The organism is Pseudomonas sp. RA_105y_Pfl2_P56, from assembly GCF_963970845.1.
Classification (GTDB): domain Bacteria; phylum Pseudomonadota; class Gammaproteobacteria; order Pseudomonadales; family Pseudomonadaceae; genus Aquipseudomonas; species Aquipseudomonas baetica_A.
On the sequence record NZ_CAXAPL010000046.1, the window covers coordinates 31,125 to 46,783 of the forward strand.

Genomic DNA, 15,659 nt, shown 5'->3' on the forward strand with positions numbered 1-15,659 from the left:
CTGCAAATTTTCAGGCTTGGCCAGGCACATTCGGCCAAAGATCCGAGACCAGAAACAACCGCTCCGCTTCCTCCCATTCCCCGCGCGCATTCTCAATCAGCCGCACCATCAACTGCGCCGGGGCTAGCGGTTCCAAACCCTCCAGCCACATTTGCAAGTGTTCTTCCTTCCAGGTCTGTTCCACCGGGTAGTGCGCCGGTGCCAGCCAGGCATGGCGGGGCAGGGGTTGCCAGCGTCCGGCCGGGCGTTGCGCGACGAACGCCGGCCAATCCTTCTGATGCAACCAACTGCCGCGCAAATGTTGTGGGTGGGCACCCCGCGGCGATTGCGCTTGCCCCGGCCACGGATACAACAGATAACCACCGAGCCACAGCTGCGCACTGAACACCTCGATATCCAGCGCTGCCAGGACTTCGCGACTTTCCGGGCGCGTGGAAATCGGCAGTTGATGCTCGGCCAGATGCGCCAGCTTGCGATCCAGTCGATCATGGCAACCGGGCCCCAGCCATTGCGCCGGATCATGACCATCGCCGTTTTGCGGGCCGAGGTAGAGCTTGATTGCCAGCTCCAGGTGATGCACGCCGTCGCGGTCACGCAGCAACATGTCCAGTTCGCCGAGGGTATGGCCACCCCGGCGAATCGGCAGGTTGGCGGCGATCAGTTCGATACCCGGTGCATGTTGCACAGCAAACTGCCACAACCGCTCGTAATAAAGGCCCAACCGCCGCGTGCGTGCCTGGGACAGCCAGTGCAGCAATCCGTAACTGTCACGGTCGAGCTGACGCAGCCAGTGTTCCAGGCGCTCGGGATCGGCGACCCAATCGCTGCCGGCCAGCGGATGACGCTGCGGCCATGGCGTTGTGGCCAGCATCGGCGGGGCGAGGATCACCCACGCCAGATCGCGCACTTCGGGATGGCGTAACTGGTGGGGCAACTGGAGCAAGTCAGGAAATAGGATCATCTTGCGAGCATAGCCTTAAACACGGGCACACCCTTGAGGCTGAAAGGATTTTGTCTATCGCAGGCTTTCGCCCATAATCGTGCTTTTCGCGTTTTCGATTGTCCGCAGAGGTCCCATGGAGCAATTTCGCAATATCGGCATCATCGGTCGCCTGGGCAGTTCCCAGGTGCTGGATACCGTCCGCCGACTGAAACGGTTTCTGCTCGATCGTCACCTGCATGTGATCCTCGAAGACACCATTGCTGAAGTTCTGCCCGGCCACGGCCTGCAAACTTCGTCGCGCAAGATGCTCGGCGAAGTCTGCGACATGGTCATCGTCGTCGGCGGCGACGGCAGCCTGCTCGGCGCTGCCCGGGCGCTGGCGCGGCACAACATTCCGGTGCTCGGGATCAACCGTGGCAGCCTCGGGTTCCTCACCGACATTCGCCCCGATGAGCTGGAAGTCGAAGTCGCCAAGGTGCTCGACGGCCATTACCTGGTGGAAAACCGCTTTTTGCTGCAAGCCGAAGTCCGCCGCCATGCCGAAGCCATCGGCCAGGGCGATGCGCTGAACGACGTGGTGTTGCACCCTGGCAAGTCGACGCGGATGATCGAGTTCGAGCTGTACATCGACGGCCAGTTCGTCTGCAGCCAGAAGGCTGACGGCCTGATCGTCGCCACGCCCACCGGTTCTACCGCCTATGCGCTGTCTGCCGGCGGACCGATCATGCATCCCAAACTCGATGCCATTGTGATCGTGCCGATGTACCCCCATATGTTGTCGAGCAGGCCAATTGTGGTCGATGGCAACAGTGAGCTGAAAATCGTCGTGTCGAAAAACATGCAGATCTACCCGCAGGTCTCCTGCGATGGGCAGAACCACTTCACCTGCGCGCCGGGCGACACCATCACCGTCAGCAAGAAAGCGCAGAAGCTGCGACTGATTCACCCGCTCGACCACAACTACTACGAAGTCTGCCGCACCAAGCTCGGCTGGGGCAGCAAGCTGGGTGGTGGAGGCGACTGATGCTCGATCCCGCGCGCAGTTATGACCTGATTGGTGACGTGCACGGATGCGCCCTGACCCTGGAACACTTGCTTGACCGACTCGGTTATCACAAGCAGGGCGGGGTCTGGCGGCATCCATCGCGCATGGCCGTGTTCGTCGGCGACATCATCGACCGTGGCCCGCGGATTCGCGAGGCGCTGCACATCGTTCATGACATGGTCGAGGCCGGTCAGGCGTTGTGCATCATGGGCAACCACGAATTCAATGCGCTGGGCTGGAGCACCCCGGCGCCTCCGGGCAGCGGCAAGCAGTTCGTGCGTGAGCACACGCCGCGTCATGCGCGTTTGCTTCATGAAACCCTGACTCAGTTCGAAGATCATCCCGGCGACTGGCACGACTTTCAGCAGTGGTTCTATGAACTGCCGCTGGTGGTGGACGCCGGGCGTTTCCGTGTCGTGCATGCCTGCTGGGACGCCGGCCTGATCGAACCGTTGCGCGGCCTGTTTCCCGATGCGCGTATCGATGAGCATTTCCTCCAGGCTTCGGCGGTGCCCGGCAGCTTTGCCTGCACGGTGTTCGACCGCCTCCTGCGTGGCACCGACATGCGCCTGCCCGGGGGCCAGACCATGACCAGTGGCGACGGTCTGGTGCGTTCGTTCTTCCGCACCAAGTTCTGGGAAGACGATCCGAAAACCTACGGCGACATCGTCTTCCAGCCTGATGCGCTGCCGGAACCGGTGGCACGGACGCCGCTGACCTCTACCGAAAAAAACTCCCTGCTGCGCTATGGCGTCGACGAGCCGTTGCTGTTCGTCGGCCACTACTGGCGCAGCGGCAAACCGGCGCCGATCCGCCCCAACCTCGCGTGTCTGGATTACAGCGCGGTGCTCTACGGCAAACTCGTCGCCTATCGTCTGGATCAGGAAACCCGCCTCGATCCGGCTAAATTCGTCTGGGTCGATGTCGAGCGGCCGGAGGTGCTGCAATGAGTGCGATAGCGGTATTGCGTTTGCCACTGGCGGTGGATTTGAGTGGTTTTGTCCAGTTGCTGCAACGGATGCAAGTGCCACATCGAGTCAGCGAAGAGGCGGGCGAGCAAGTGCTGTGGGCGCCTGCGGAAATCAGCGAAGACGTGCGCTCGCTTTACGAACGCTTCCCGGCCGGCGATCCAGATCAGCAACTGGACATTCCCGTGGCCCAGACACTCAAGCGTCCAAGCTTCGTCGAACAGTTGAAATATGCCAAAGCCACGGGGTTTATCCTGCTGCTGTGCCTGATTGTGGGCGGCCTGACTTACCTGGGCGAAAACCTGCAGACCTTGCGCTGGCTCACCTTTCTCGATTTTCGGGTGGTCGGCGATTACATCCATTTCACGCCGCTGGCTGATAGCTTGGCGGCGGGGCAGTGGTGGCGCTTGTTTACGCCAATGCTGATTCACTTCGGCATTCTCCACCTGGCCATGAACGGTATGTGGTACTGGGAGCTGGGCCGGCGTATCGAGTCGCGTCAGGGCAGCATCAACCTGATCGGCCTGACGCTGCTGTTCAGCCTTGTCTCCAACTACGCGCAATTTGCCTGGAGCGGCGCGACCCTGTTCGGCGGCCTGTCCGGCGTGCTGTACGGCTTGCTCGGGCATTGCTGGATCTTCCAGTTGCTGGCGCCGAACCCGGCCTATCGTCTGCCGCGTGGCGTGCTGGTGATGATGCTGGTGTGGTTGCTGGTGTGCATGTCCGGGCTGATCTCGATGATCGGTTTCGGCGAAATCGCCAACGCCGCCCACGTCGGCGGGTTACTCATCGGATGCTTCACCGGTTTGTTGGGTGGTTTGTATAACCGCCGTAAACTGGCCGCCTGAAATTTTTCTGTAGATAAAGAGCACGGAGACCCTGATGTCCTCTTTTAACGACATGATCAACAACATTACCCCGGACATCTACGAGAGCCTGAAGCTGGCCGTGGAAATCGGCAAGTGGTCGGACGGTGGCAAACTCACCGCCGAACAGCGCGAACTGTCGCTGCAGGCGATGATCGCCTGGGAAATCCAGAACCTGCCTGAAGAACAGCGCACCGGTTACATGGGCCCGCAGGAATGTGCGTCGAAGTCGATCGAAGTGCCGAATATTCTGTTCAAGTCGGATGCCATCCATTGATCGAGATTGGCCGCGGTGCAATCAGCAAAATGTCGGCGCGCCTGGACGGGCCGAACGTGCAATACGCGTTTCGTCTGGATGACGTCGAGGTGCCGGTCAATCCCATGATCGGCACCACGGTGCGTCTTGAATACCTGGGGGCGATCCATTGCACCCATTGCGGGCGCAAGACCAAAACCAGTTTCAGTCAGGGCTATTGCTATCCGTGCATGACCAAGCTGGCGCAGTGCGATATCTGCATCATGAGCCCGGAGCGCTGCCACTATGATGCCGGCACCTGCCGGGATCCGGCGTGGGGCGAGCAGTTCTGCATGACGGACCATGTGGTTTACCTGGCCAATTCGTCGGGGATCAAGGTTGGCATCACTCGTGCTACCCAATTGCCGACGCGCTGGCTCGATCAGGGGGCCAGTCAGGCGTTGCCGATCATCCGCGTCGCCACGCGGCAGCAATCGGGCTTCGTCGAAGATCTGTTGCGTAGCCAAGTGGCTGACAAGACCAATTGGCGTGCACTGCTCAAGGGCGATGCCGTCGCCGTGGATCTGGCACAGGTGCGTGATCAGTTGCTCGACACCTGCGCCGAGGGCCTGCAAGGCTTGCAGGAGCGATTCGGCCTACAGGCCATTCAGACGATTCCCGATGTCGAACCGCTGGAAATCCGCTATCCGGTCGTGCAATACCCGGCCAAAATCGTCAGCTTCAACCTGGACAAGAACCCGATTGCCGAAGGCACGCTGCTGGGGATCAAGGGCCAGTACCTGATCTTCGACACCGGCGTGATCAACATTCGTAAGTACACGGCTTATCAGCTCGCCGTGCATCAGTAAGGACTCCAGCATGCGCACCGAACAACCGAAGATGATTTACCTGAAGGACTATCAGGCGCCCGAGTACCTGATCGACGAAACGCACCTGACCTTCGAGTTGTTCGAGGATCACAGCCTGGTCCACGCGCAATTGGTGATGCGCCGCAATCCGGCGCGTGGCCCGGGCCTGCCGCCGCTGGTGCTCGATGGCCAGCAACTGGAATTGCTGTCGGTGACCTTGGCCGATCAGGAACTGAGCGCTGCGGACTATCAGCTCAGTGAAAACGAACTGACCCTGCAACCGACCAGCGAAACCTTCACGCTCGACACCAGCGTCAAGATCCATCCGGAAACCAACACCGCGCTGGAAGGCCTGTACAAGTCCGGCACGATGTTCTGCACCCAGTGCGAGGCCGAAGGTTTCCGCAAGATCACCTATTACCTCGACCGCCCGGACGTGATGAGCAAGTTCACCACCACGGTGGTCGCCGAACAGCACAGCTATCCGGTGCTGCTGTCCAACGGCAATCCGATTGCTTCCGGCCCGGGCGAAGACGGCCGGCATTGGGCGACCTGGGAAGACCCGTTCATGAAGCCGGCGTACCTGTTCGCGCTGGTGGCCGGTGACTTGTGGTGCGTTGAAGACACGTTCACCACCATGACCGAGCGCAATGTGGCGCTGCGCATTTACGTCGAGCCGGAAAACATCGACAAGTGCCAGCACGCGATGAACAGCCTGAAGAAGTCGATGCGCTGGGACGAAGAGGTTTACGGTCGCGAGTACGATCTGGACATCTTCATGATCGTCGCCGTGAACGACTTCAACATGGGCGCGATGGAGAACAAAGGCCTCAACATCTTCAACTCCAGCGCCGTACTGGCCCGCGCCGAAACCGCCACCGACGCCGCGCACCAGCGGGTCGAGGCGATTGTCGCGCACGAATACTTCCACAACTGGTCGGGCAACCGCGTGACCTGCCGCGACTGGTTCCAGCTGTCGCTCAAGGAAGGCTTCACCGTGTTCCGTGATTCCGGTTTCTCCGCCGACATGAACTCCGCCACGGTCAAGCGCATACAGGACGTGGCGTACCTGCGTACCCATCAGTTCGCCGAGGATGCCGGCCCGATGGCCCACGCGGTGCGTCCGGACAGCTTCATCGAAATTTCCAACTTCTACACCTTGACCGTGTACGAAAAGGGCTCGGAAGTGGTCGGCATGATCCACACCTTGCTCGGCGCCGAAGGCTTCCGTAAGGGCAGCGATCTGTACTTCGAACGCCACGACGGCCAGGCCGTGACTTGCGACGACTTCATCAAAGCCATGGAAGATGCCAATGGCGTCGACCTGACCCAGTTCAAGCGCTGGTACAGCCAGGCCGGCACACCGCGTCTGGCGGTGAGCGAGTCTTACGACGCCGCCGCGAAAACCTACAGCCTGACGTTCCGGCAGAGCTGCCCGGAAACACCGGACAAGGTGGAAAAACTGCCGTTCCTGATTCCCGTGGAGCTGGGCCTGCTCGACAGCAAGGGCAACGCGATTGCCCTGCGGCTGGCTGGTGAAGCCGCTGCCCAAGGCTCCACTCGCGTCATTTCCGTGACCGAAGCCGAGCAGACCTTCACTTTCATCGACATCAGCGAACAGCCGTTGCCGTCACTGCTGCGTGGTTTCTCGGCGCCGGTGAAACTGAGCTTCCCGTACAGCCGCGATCAACTGATGTTCCTGATGCAGCACGACAGCGACGGCTTCAACCGCTGGGATGCCGGCCAGCAACTGTCGGTGCAGGTGCTGCAAGAGCTGATCACTCAACAGCAGAAGGGCGAAAGCCTGGTGCTTGACCCGCGCTTGATTACCGCGTTGCGCACAGTGCTGTGCGACGAATCGCTGGATCAGGCGATGGTCGCGGAAATGCTCTCGCTGCCGGGTGAGGCGTATCTCACCGAAATCAGCGAAATAGCGGATGTCGAAGCTATCCATATCGCGCGCGAATTTGCCCGCAAACAACTGGCGGACAACCTGTTCGAAGCGCTGTGGCTGCGTTATCAGGCCAACCGCGACCTGTCGAAGAACACCCCGTATGTGGCCGAGGCCGAGCATTTCGCCCGTCGTGCGTTGCAGAACATCGCGCTGTCGTACCTGATGCTCAGCGGCAAGCCAGAAGTGTTGGCGGCGGCGCTGGAACAGTTCGACACCAGCGATAACATGACCGAGCGCCTGACGGCGCTGGCAGTGTTGGTCAACTCGCCGTTCGAAGAACAGAAAGCCGTGGCGCTGGCGAGTTTCGCCGAGCATTTCAAGGACAATCCGTTGGTCATGGATCAGTGGTTCAGTGTGCAGGCCGGCAGCGCGTTGCCGGGCGGTCTGGAGCGCGTGAAGGCGTTGATGCAGCACCCAGCGTTCAACATCAAAAACCCGAACAAGGTGCGTGCGCTGGTCGGCGCGTTTGCCGGACAGAACCTGATCAACTTCCACGCGGCGGATGGCTCGGGTTATCGCTTCCTGGCGGATCTGGTGATCGAACTGAACGGCTTCAACCCGCAGATCGCCTCGCGGCAATTGGCGCCACTGACGCGCTGGCGCAAATACGACAGCGCGCGGCAGGCGCTGATGAAAACCGAACTGGAGCGGATTCTGGCTTCAGGTCAGTTGTCCAGCGACGTCTATGAGGTGGTCAGCAAAAGCCTGGCTTAACGCGGATCTAAATGTGGCAGCGGGCTTGCTCGCGAAGAGAGTGTGTCAGGCACAGAGTTGTTACCTGACACACCGCCTTCGCGAGCAAGCCCGCTCCCATAGTTTTTGCGTTACTTCAGATCAAACCGGTCGAGGTTCATCACCTTTGTCCAGGCGGCGACAAAGTCTTTGACGAACTGTTCCTTCGCATCCGAACTGGCATACACCTCCGCCAGCGCCCGCAATATTGCGTTGGAGCCGAACACCAGATCAACCCGCGTCGCCGTCCATTTCACGCTGCCGGTTTTACGGTCGCGGCCCTCGAACTCGTCCGCCGCTTTTGACGTTGGTTTCCACTCAACGCCCATGTCCAGCAGGTGGGTGAAGAAGTCGTTGGTCAACGCTTCGGTCTGGTGGGTGAACACGCCATGACGGCTTCCCCCGACGTTAGTGTTCAACACCCGCAACCCACCCAGCAGCACGGTCATTTCCGGCGCGGTGAGGGTGAGCAGTTGTGCCTTGTCGATCAGCAGCGCCTCGGCCGACACCGTGTATTTGCCTTTGCTGTAGTTGCGGAAGCCATCGGCGATTGGTTCGAGAAAACCGAATGAATCCACATCGGTTTGCTCTTGCGAGGCGTCCGTACGCCCCGGTGTGAATGGGACGGTGACGGAGTGCCCGGCATTTTTCGCCGCTTGCTCGACCCCGGCATTGCCGGCCAGCACGATCAGGTCTGCCAGCGAGACTTTCTTGCCCGATGCACCACCATTGAACGCGTTCTGAATGCCCTCAAGGGTTTTCAGCACGCTGGCCAGTTGTTCCGGCTGGTTGGCGTGCCAGGACTTCTGCGGCTCCAGGCGCAGACGGCCACCGTTGGCGCCGCCGCGCTTGTCCGAGCCACGGAACGTCGAAGCGGCAGCCCAGGCCGTCGAGACCAGTTGCGAAACCGACAGACCGGATGCCAGCACTTTGCTCTTCAATGCGCCAGCGTCGTTTTCATCGATCAGTGGGTGAGTGGCATCGGGGATCGGGTCTTGCCACAGCAGTTCTTCGTTGGGCAGTTCCGGGCCGAGATAGCGAGAGAGGGGACCCATGTCGCGGTGGATCAGTTTGTACCAGGCGCGGGCGAAGGCGTCGGCCAATTGATCGGGATTGGCCAGAAAACGCCGGGAGATCTGCTCGTAAGCCGGGTCGAAGCGCAACGCCAGATCAGAGGTGAGCATGGTTGGCGAGAGTTTTTTGCTCGGGTCATGGGCATGGGGAACGGTGCCTGCACCCGCGCCGTTTTTCGGAATCCACTGATGCGCACCGGCCGGGCTTTTGGTCAGTTCCCACTCGAAACCGAACAGGTTTTCCAGGTAGTTGTTACTCCACCGGGTCGGCGTGGTGGTCCAGGTCACTTCGAGGCCGCTGGTGATGGTGTCGCCGCCCTTGCCGGTGCCGAACGCGTTGCGCCAACCGAGGCCTTGTTCTTCTAGTCCGGCGGCTTCCGGTTCCGGGCCGACATTATCGGCAGGGCCGGCACCGTGGGTTTTGCCAAAGGCGTGACCGCCAGCAATCAGGGCCACGGTTTCTTCATCGTTCATGGCCATGCGGGCGAAGGTTTCGCGAATGTCGTGGGCCGAGGCCACGGGGTCAGGGTTGCCTTCAGGACCTTCCGGGTTGACGTAGATCAGGCCCATCTGCACCGCTGCAAGCGGGTTTTCCAGAGTGCGCTCGCCCTGATCCGTGCGGCTCTCTTCTTTGCCGTGCAGATCCGGTTCGGCTACCAGCGTGCCGTCACCGGGTTCCTGCATGGCGGCCTTGTCCTTGCCATAACGGCTATCACCGCCCAGCCATTCATTTTCCGAACCCCAGTACACGTCTTCGTCCGGTTCCCACACATCAGGGCGGCCACCGGAGAAACCGAAAGTCTTGAAGCCCATGGATTCAAGCGCGACGTTACCGGTGAGGACAATCAGGTCGGCCCAGGAAATGTTGCGGCCATATTTCTGTTTGATCGGCCAAAGCAGGCGGCGGGCCTTGTCGAGGCTGACGTTATCCGGCCAACTGTTGAGCGGGGCGAAACGCTGCTGGCCCGATCCGGCACCACCGCGGCCATCCGCGGTGCGATAGGTGCCGGCGCTGTGCCAGGCCATGCGGATGAAGAGCGGGCCATAGTGGCCGAAGTCCGCCGGCCACCAGTCCTGGGAGTCGGTCATCAACGCATTGAGGTCTTGTTTCAGCGCCTGGAAGTCCAGGCTCTTGAAGGCTTTGGCGTAGTCGAAGTCCTTGCCCAGTGGGTCGGACTTGGGCGAGTGCTGACTCAGGATCTTCAGGTTGAGTTGATTCGGCCACCAGTCACGGTTCGTCGTACCACCACCAGCGGCGTGGTTGAACGGGCATTTCGATTCGTTTGCCATGTTCGGGTCCTTATCAGGTCGTCTACGGCCGGCTCGTGCCGACTTCGGACTTGTAAGGCTAGACCCGACTTGACGAGTCGGCTAATAGCCCGACTATTGGACGCTGATAGGCAGAACCTCTTAACGCGGTGTCAACTCGACTGTGCGGCCTCATCCTCCGGCACTTCATCCAGCAGATCCTCTTGCCCTGGCAGCTCGGTGATCACACTGAAATCCGTGACTTCAACAGCGCCCGAGCCATAACCCAGCAAATGGAAGGAGAAAGCCTTGCGGTCTTGCGGATTATCGAAGCTGAAATCCATCTCCAGCGGCTGATCCGCCGTGGCGACCATTTCTGGCGGCAACCCGATCTGCACCTCTTTTTCGAATTCCTTGGCTTTGAGCTGAATGTACGCGACCTGGTGCGGATCAAGCGAACGGACAGTCATGCGTACGCGGGTGTACGAGCCCTTGGGCATTTCCAGGTATTGCGCGCCGATCAGATTGTCGGCCCAGTCATTATTGATCTGTGCCTGCAGCGCGATGACGTTGGTGCTGCCGAACTGATAGCGGTGATTGAGCGGCGTGCGCAGCAGGGACAGGTCCAGCGCATCGGCGCGCGCCGCGATCTGTCGGGCGCGATGGCCACTGTAGGTGCCCTTGAACGTGGCACTGTCGGCTATGAAACCGGCGCTTTCGTAATAGCGGCAGCGGCGCGGCATGTCACATTCGGAGAACATACCGTGGCCATCGTGATAGCGCAGCTTGCCGTTGGTGAACGACATCATTTCACGACCGGAATCGTAATCGCGAAACAGCGAACGGCCGCTCAATGAGTGAGGTACTGGCAGGGCGAAGTAGTCGAGGATCGAGGTGCTCAAATCAACATGGCCATACACCCCGGCCTTGAGGCGCGGGAGTTGCTCCTGCTCGGGTGCCAACGTCAGATTGAAACCCCATGACGAAGCCAGGCGCACGCCATCAATGCCGTGGGACTCATCGGAGGTGATCACCACCAGCGTGTCTTTCAACACGCCCTGGCGTTCGAGGCCACTGAGGAACTGCTCCAGTGCATCGTCGAGATAACCGACCGCCGCCTGCTTCGGCGTTTCGTAGCGCTCCCGATATTCTTCCGGTGCGGAGTAGGGCTGGTGCGTGCCTACGGTCAGCAATGTCAGCATCCACGGCTTTTTTTGCTTTTCCAGTTGGCCGACATAACTCAGCGCGCCCTCGAAGAATGCCTTGTCATCCTTGCCCCACGGAAATTCCACATAGTTGGCGTTGGTGAACCACTCCAGGCCATGGGTCGCATCGAAACCGATGTGCGGCATGATCTTGTCTTTGGCCATGAAACGCAGGCCGGCGCCTTGCAGATAGTGGGTGCTGAAACCGTGCGCGCGCAGTTGCGCCGGCAGACAAGCCTGATTGCGCTCGTTCAGGGTGAGCATTTCCACGCCTTTGGGCGTGCCGTTGTTGAGCTTGTCGTAATCGCCGCAGAGCATGGCGTACAGACCGCGAATGGTCTGGTGTGTGTGCACAACGTAGTCAGGTGTGTTCATGCCGCGCTCGGCCCAGCGACTGAGATTGGGCATCAGGTCTTCCTGATAATGGCTGCCAATGGCCTCGCGGTTGGCGCGGATGTAAGCGCCGGGAATGCCTTCCAGGGTGATGATCAGCACGTTGCGTGCCCGACCCGGTGCATTCAGCAGTTTCTGCCCGTTGAGGTCGACGTCGGTGAGTCCGGTCATGACCGGTGTGGTTTCCACAACATCGCCGTCCAGCCATTGCTCGGCCCGGATCTGCACATCGGCGACCTCAGTGGCTAGCAAATGGTGCGAAAGGCTGTACAAACGCCAAGGATCGGCCTCGCTCGGCCACAGGTTCTGTGCGCCCCAGTGCACAGCGAACAGCACCAGCGGCACACTCCAGAACGCACGGGGCAGGGCAGGACGGACAATGCCGCGTGCGGCAAACTGCGCCAGCAGCCAAAGCAACAGTGCCAGCAGCAACGAAATGCCCACCGCCGGATGCGCCAGTCCTGCGCCACTGGAGTTCTCGACAAACTGCGGATCGAACAGGTAATGCAGATCGGAAGGATTGGGCAGGCGACCGACGGCACTGACCAGTTCGGCGGTCGCCACCGCGAGCAAGCCCCAGAACAGCAGCAGCGGCAATGCCAGCCACCACGCGCGACGATGCAACAAAATCACCAGCGAACTGCCGATCGCCAGATCCGACAAATAACCCAGCGGAGTCGACCAGCCGAGTGCCGCGCGCAGGCACACTGGCACGATCAGCACCAGAACGATCAGGGAAAAGAGGCGGGCGTGTGGGTGTCGAAACCCGTTCAAAAGAGCGCTCACAAAAAAAGACCTTCCAGTCATCAAATCGTAAAAAAAGTGTGGGTGATGATAGCAAGGGTGGGCGGTCTGATCGTTGTTTTAAACGTGCAGTTGATTGGTTTTCGGAGCCGTTTGGGGTTACGCGAAACGCCATAAGCTCTAGCTGACGTTGGTGTTGGCTGGCAATCGGCGATGTTGATGCAGTATCTCGGCAGCAGATTTATTGTTTCATCTTATTTAGTGCGCCTTAGAACCGGCATGACAGCATGTGTTAAACGCTGCGATTCACACGACCACTTCGGCGTGGTGGTTGCCACGCCGTTCTGCAGAGTGCCTGTCTTTTGTGCGAGTTATCGGCTCAAGCTTCATCATCAAAGATGCTTTCAATCGTCATCTCGAACGCCCGGGCAATCTGAAACGCCAGCGGCAGGCTCGGGTCGTAGCGTTCATTCTCGATGGCGTTGATCGTCTGACGCGACACGTTCAGGCGCTCCGCCAGATCGACTTGGGACCATTTGCGCTGGGCGCGTAATTGCTTGAGGCGGTTTTTCATTGGTAGCGACGCTTGGCGAAGCGCAAACCGATCATCCACATCAGGCCCATCACCGGCCAGACCCACAACCAAGGGATGTGCGGTGCACCGACGGTCTCCAGAAAGCCGTAGGTAAAGGTCAGCAGGGCTGAGGCGGCGAAAGAAAAGCCCAGGGCTTCGAACTGGATGCGCAGGTACATTTCGTCGAGACGGCGCATGTCACGCACGATAGTCCAGCAGAACAGACCGACCGGAATAATGGGCAACAGGGTGATGACGGTACGCAGCCAAAAGCTGGCGTCGGCGAAATACAGCAAGGCAAATTGCGATGTCAGCAATACCAATATGTACAGCGCCATCGCAGCGGCCATTTCGCGATTAAAACTCTTCATGCTTCACTTCCTGTGTAAAAGACCCTTTACATCCTCTCTGATGAATTCTTTGGTGTAAAGCACGCTTTCCATAAACTTTACATCCGCAAAAAAATGGGCGGCATGATCGTCTATCATGCCGCCCCGTTTTTTATTGCCGTAAAGTCAGATCAATGCATCTTGCTGTGATCGTGACCTTCCATGTTGGTCAGCGCGCGTACCGGCGCTTTAACCTCGATGGTTTCTTTCTCGCCCTTGGCGTTCTCAACGGTCAGGGTCAGCGGCACGCTTTCGCCTTCTTTGAGCTGGCCGTTCAGGCCCATCAGCATTACGTGGTAGCCGTTCGGATCAAGCTTGACGGCTTTGCCGGCCGGCAGTTCGACGAACTTCACCGGGCCCATGCTCATGACGTCGTTCTTCATGGTCATTTCGTGGATCTGCACGTCGTTGGCCACGGGCGTTGCGACGCTGAGCAGCTTGCTGTCGCTGTCGGCGGTGAGGGTCATGAACGCGCCACTGGCGGTCTGGGTTGGCACGGTCGCACGTACCCAGGCGTCGTCGACCTTGGTCTGCGCCGAGACCTGAAACGCCAGACCCATCAACGAAAGGGCGAAAACGGTGCGTTTGATGTTGTTCAGAACGGGGTGCATCAGCAAACCTCCATAACAGTTAGCAAATCTTCCGTGCATTCTTCTGCCGAAAGTGAGGTGGACAGTCCCAGGCGCAGTTCGCCGCGCGAGTCGTAGACATAACTGGTGGCGGTGTGCGAGATGGTGTAGGTGTCGCCGGCCGGCACCTTCTCGAAGAACACGTCGAATTCCTTGGCCGTGGCCTTGGTTTCTTCAAGCGTGCCGTACAGCGCGACGAAGGTCGGGTCGAAGGCCTTCATGTAGGCATCGAGAATCTCTGGCGTGTCGCGCTCGGGGTCGAGGCTGATGAAGATCACCTGCAAGCGATCGCCGTCCCGGCCCATGAGTTTTTTGATTTTTGCCGCACGGGCCAAGGTCGTCGGGCAGACTGCCGGGCACTGGGTGAAACCGAAGAACACCATTGGCATCAGGCCGCGAAAGCTCGACAGGGTCATGGTTTCGCCGTCGGTGTTCTTCAGTTTGAAGGTGCGTCCCATGATCTTGTTACTCAGATCCTTGCCGTACTTGTACGACAATTGGCCGCGGGTGTCGCAGCCGGCGAGCAGGCCAAGCCCGAGCACGCCCATTCCCGCAAGCACCTTGCGGCGAGTCAACAAAGCCGTCATCTAATACCGCCTTTTGCAGCCCGTCAGTCGGCAGGACTGGCGGGGGGTTAACCGTAAAAGCGGCGCATCATACCAAACTGAAGGCAGACGCCGGCTGCGGATCGGCGGACAGGGTGTCGCAGGGTGACAAAAGGTGTAAGAAAAAGTGACGAGAGATAGCGCGATAGCCTCCTGCAGATTTGACGTTGCGAGGTCGTCGCTGAGGACGGGTCCGTGACAGGAGTTCGAATAGATTGGCTCTGTAGTCACCGCCCTTTATCCAATGCCAATTGTCCTTTCTGAGTTGACAGTTAAACGCTTTTCAGCCGATTTATCTCGCCGCGGTGCGTCAGTAATCTGTGCCCATCTTGAACGCAACAAGACCCCCCACAACTAAAAAGGAATGCACAGATGAACACTCCAACCTACAACCGCCTCAACAAAGACGACGCCGTAGTGCTACTGGTTGATCACCAGACCGGTTTGATTTCTCTGGTGCAGGACTTCTCGCCGAACGAGTTCAAGAACAACGTGCTGGCGCTGGCCGATCTGGCGAAGTTCTTCCAGTTGCCGACCATCCTCACCACCAGTTTCGAGCAAGGCCCGAACGGTCCGCTGGTACCGGAGTTGAAAGAGATGTTCCCTGATGCGCCTTACATCGCTCGTCCAGGGCAGATCAACGCCTGGGACAACGAAGACTTCGTCAAAGCAATCAAAGCCACCGGTCGCAAACAGATCATCATCGCCGGTGTCGTGACGGATGTGTGCGTAGCGTTTCCGACCCTGTCGGCGCTGGCGGAGGGGTTTGATGTGTTCGTGGTGACTGATGCGTCCGGCACGTTCAACACCACCGTGCAACAAGCCGCGTGGAGTCGCATGACCCAGGCCGGCGCGCAGATGATGAACTGGTTCTCGGTGGCCTGTGAGCTTCACCGCGACTGGCGCAACGACATTGAAGGCCTGGGTCATTTGCTGTCGCAGCGGATTCCGAACTACCGCAATTTGATGAATGGCTATGCGGCGCTGACGGCTCAACAGAAGTAAGCGAGCCGCGTCACACGAAAAGCCTGCCCTGAAAAGCAGGCTTTTTACGTCGCAATGTCTCGTCCTGAATAAGGTTTACACCTTCTGGCTTCTTATCAGGAGGGTGCAATGGATACGGGCGCAAAACGTAGTCAGCGCGATTACACGCTGACTTTTAAATTGTCAGTTGTCGACCAAGTAGA

Annotated in this window: 14 protein-coding genes; 7 read left to right on the plus strand and 7 right to left on the minus strand. The window is 59.4% G+C overall.

What is annotated here, in order from left to right:
- Positions 1-10: 10 nt before the first annotated feature.
- A complete protein-coding gene (locus AACY11_RS24195) occupies positions 11-961 on the minus strand; it encodes a DUF1853 family protein (protein ID WP_339495880.1) in 951 nt (316 codons plus the stop codon).
- 115 nt (positions 962-1,076) lie between these two features.
- Here AACY11_RS24195 and AACY11_RS24200 point away from each other — a divergent pair, with 115 nt between their 5' ends.
- Genes AACY11_RS24200 through pepN form a run of 6 tightly spaced genes read left to right on the plus strand, consistent with a single transcriptional unit; the run spans position 1,077 to position 7,594 of the window.
- Positions 1,077-1,967, plus strand: a complete 891-nt coding sequence (locus AACY11_RS24200) for an NAD(+) kinase (protein ID WP_221733429.1) — start codon at positions 1,077-1,079, stop codon at positions 1,965-1,967.
- A complete protein-coding gene (locus AACY11_RS24205; RefSeq protein WP_401159898.1) occupies positions 1,964-2,938 on the plus strand; it encodes a metallophosphoesterase in 975 nt (324 codons plus the stop codon). Before AACY11_RS24200 ends, AACY11_RS24205 begins: the two co-directional genes overlap by 4 nt.
- Positions 2,935-3,804, plus strand: coding sequence for a rhomboid family intramembrane serine protease (locus AACY11_RS24210; protein WP_339495882.1), 870 nt, complete (start codon positions 2,935-2,937; stop codon positions 3,802-3,804). Before AACY11_RS24205 ends, AACY11_RS24210 begins: the two co-directional genes overlap by 4 nt.
- Before the next feature lie 34 nt (positions 3,805-3,838).
- Positions 3,839-4,099, plus strand: coding sequence for a YeaC family protein (locus AACY11_RS24215; protein ID WP_320328438.1), 261 nt, complete (start codon positions 3,839-3,841; stop codon positions 4,097-4,099).
- Positions 4,096-4,926, plus strand: a complete 831-nt coding sequence (locus tag AACY11_RS24220) for a DUF2797 domain-containing protein (protein ID WP_339433748.1) — start codon at positions 4,096-4,098, stop codon at positions 4,924-4,926. The genes AACY11_RS24215 and AACY11_RS24220 overlap by 4 nt, the downstream gene beginning before the upstream one ends.
- 10 nt (positions 4,927-4,936) lie before the next feature.
- The gene (gene pepN / locus AACY11_RS24225) at positions 4,937-7,594 is read left to right on the plus strand and encodes an aminopeptidase N (RefSeq protein WP_339495884.1); all 2,658 of its coding nucleotides are present in this window, start codon (positions 4,937-4,939) and stop codon (positions 7,592-7,594) included.
- Between the two features lie 110 nt (positions 7,595-7,704).
- Here pepN and katG read toward each other — a convergent pair whose 3' ends face one another.
- From katG to AACY11_RS24255, 6 genes are all read right to left on the minus strand, one after another.
- Positions 7,705-9,975, minus strand: a complete 2,271-nt coding sequence (gene katG / locus AACY11_RS24230; RefSeq protein WP_339495885.1) for a catalase/peroxidase HPI — start codon at positions 9,973-9,975, stop codon at positions 7,705-7,707.
- Between the two features lie 131 nt (positions 9,976-10,106).
- Complete coding sequence (locus AACY11_RS24235) at positions 10,107-12,317, minus strand: LTA synthase family protein (protein WP_445261967.1); 2,211 nt, start codon at positions 12,315-12,317, stop codon at positions 10,107-10,109.
- A gap of 337 nt (positions 12,318-12,654) precedes the next feature.
- The gene (locus AACY11_RS24240) at positions 12,655-12,849 is read right to left on the minus strand and encodes a helix-turn-helix transcriptional regulator (protein WP_339466416.1); all 195 of its coding nucleotides are present in this window, start codon (positions 12,847-12,849) and stop codon (positions 12,655-12,657) included.
- Positions 12,846-13,220 carry a hypothetical protein gene (locus AACY11_RS24245; RefSeq protein WP_339466415.1) on the minus strand — a complete coding sequence of 125 codons (375 nt, stop codon included), beginning with the start codon at positions 13,218-13,220 and terminating at the stop codon, positions 12,846-12,848. Before AACY11_RS24245 ends, AACY11_RS24240 begins: the two co-directional genes overlap by 4 nt.
- Positions 13,221-13,369: 149 nt before the next feature.
- A complete protein-coding gene (locus AACY11_RS24250; RefSeq protein ID WP_339466413.1) occupies positions 13,370-13,849 on the minus strand; it encodes a copper chaperone PCu(A)C in 480 nt (159 codons plus the stop codon).
- Complete coding sequence (locus AACY11_RS24255) at positions 13,849-14,454, minus strand: SCO family protein (RefSeq protein WP_339433753.1); 606 nt, start codon at positions 14,452-14,454, stop codon at positions 13,849-13,851. The genes AACY11_RS24250 and AACY11_RS24255 overlap by 1 nt, the downstream gene beginning before the upstream one ends.
- Positions 14,455-14,844: 390 nt before the next feature.
- Between AACY11_RS24255 and ycaC the strand changes: the two genes are divergently transcribed.
- Complete coding sequence (gene ycaC, locus AACY11_RS24260) at positions 14,845-15,477, plus strand: isochorismate family cysteine hydrolase YcaC (RefSeq protein ID WP_339433754.1); 633 nt, start codon at positions 14,845-14,847, stop codon at positions 15,475-15,477.
- The last annotated feature ends 182 nt before the right edge of the window (positions 15,478-15,659 follow it).

What these genes read in the sequence shown, in the direction of transcription:
- AACY11_RS24195 (WP_339495880.1), bottom strand. Translation starts at nt 961, where the DNA reads ATGATCCTATTTCCTGACTTGCTCCAGTTGCCCCACCAGTTACGCCAT.
- AACY11_RS24200 (WP_221733429.1), top strand. Translation starts at nt 1,077, where the DNA reads ATGGAGCAATTTCGCAATATCGGCATCATCGGTCGCCTGGGCAGTTCC.
- AACY11_RS24210 (WP_339495882.1), top strand. Translation starts at nt 2,935, where the DNA reads ATGAGTGCGATAGCGGTATTGCGTTTGCCACTGGCGGTGGATTTGAGT.
- AACY11_RS24215 (WP_320328438.1), top strand. Translation starts at nt 3,839, where the DNA reads ATGTCCTCTTTTAACGACATGATCAACAACATTACCCCGGACATCTAC.
- pepN (WP_339495884.1), top strand. Translation starts at nt 4,937, where the DNA reads ATGCGCACCGAACAACCGAAGATGATTTACCTGAAGGACTATCAGGCG.
- katG (WP_339495885.1), bottom strand. Translation starts at nt 9,975, where the DNA reads ATGGCAAACGAATCGAAATGCCCGTTCAACCACGCCGCTGGTGGTGGT.
- AACY11_RS24240 (WP_339466416.1), bottom strand. Translation starts at nt 12,849, where the DNA reads ATGAAAAACCGCCTCAAGCAATTACGCGCCCAGCGCAAATGGTCCCAA.
- AACY11_RS24245 (WP_339466415.1), bottom strand. Translation starts at nt 13,220, where the DNA reads ATGAAGAGTTTTAATCGCGAAATGGCCGCTGCGATGGCGCTGTACATA.
- AACY11_RS24250 (WP_339466413.1), bottom strand. Translation starts at nt 13,849, where the DNA reads ATGCACCCCGTTCTGAACAACATCAAACGCACCGTTTTCGCCCTTTCG.
- AACY11_RS24255 (WP_339433753.1), bottom strand. Translation starts at nt 14,454, where the DNA reads ATGACGGCTTTGTTGACTCGCCGCAAGGTGCTTGCGGGAATGGGCGTG.
- ycaC (WP_339433754.1), top strand. Translation starts at nt 14,845, where the DNA reads ATGAACACTCCAACCTACAACCGCCTCAACAAAGACGACGCCGTAGTG.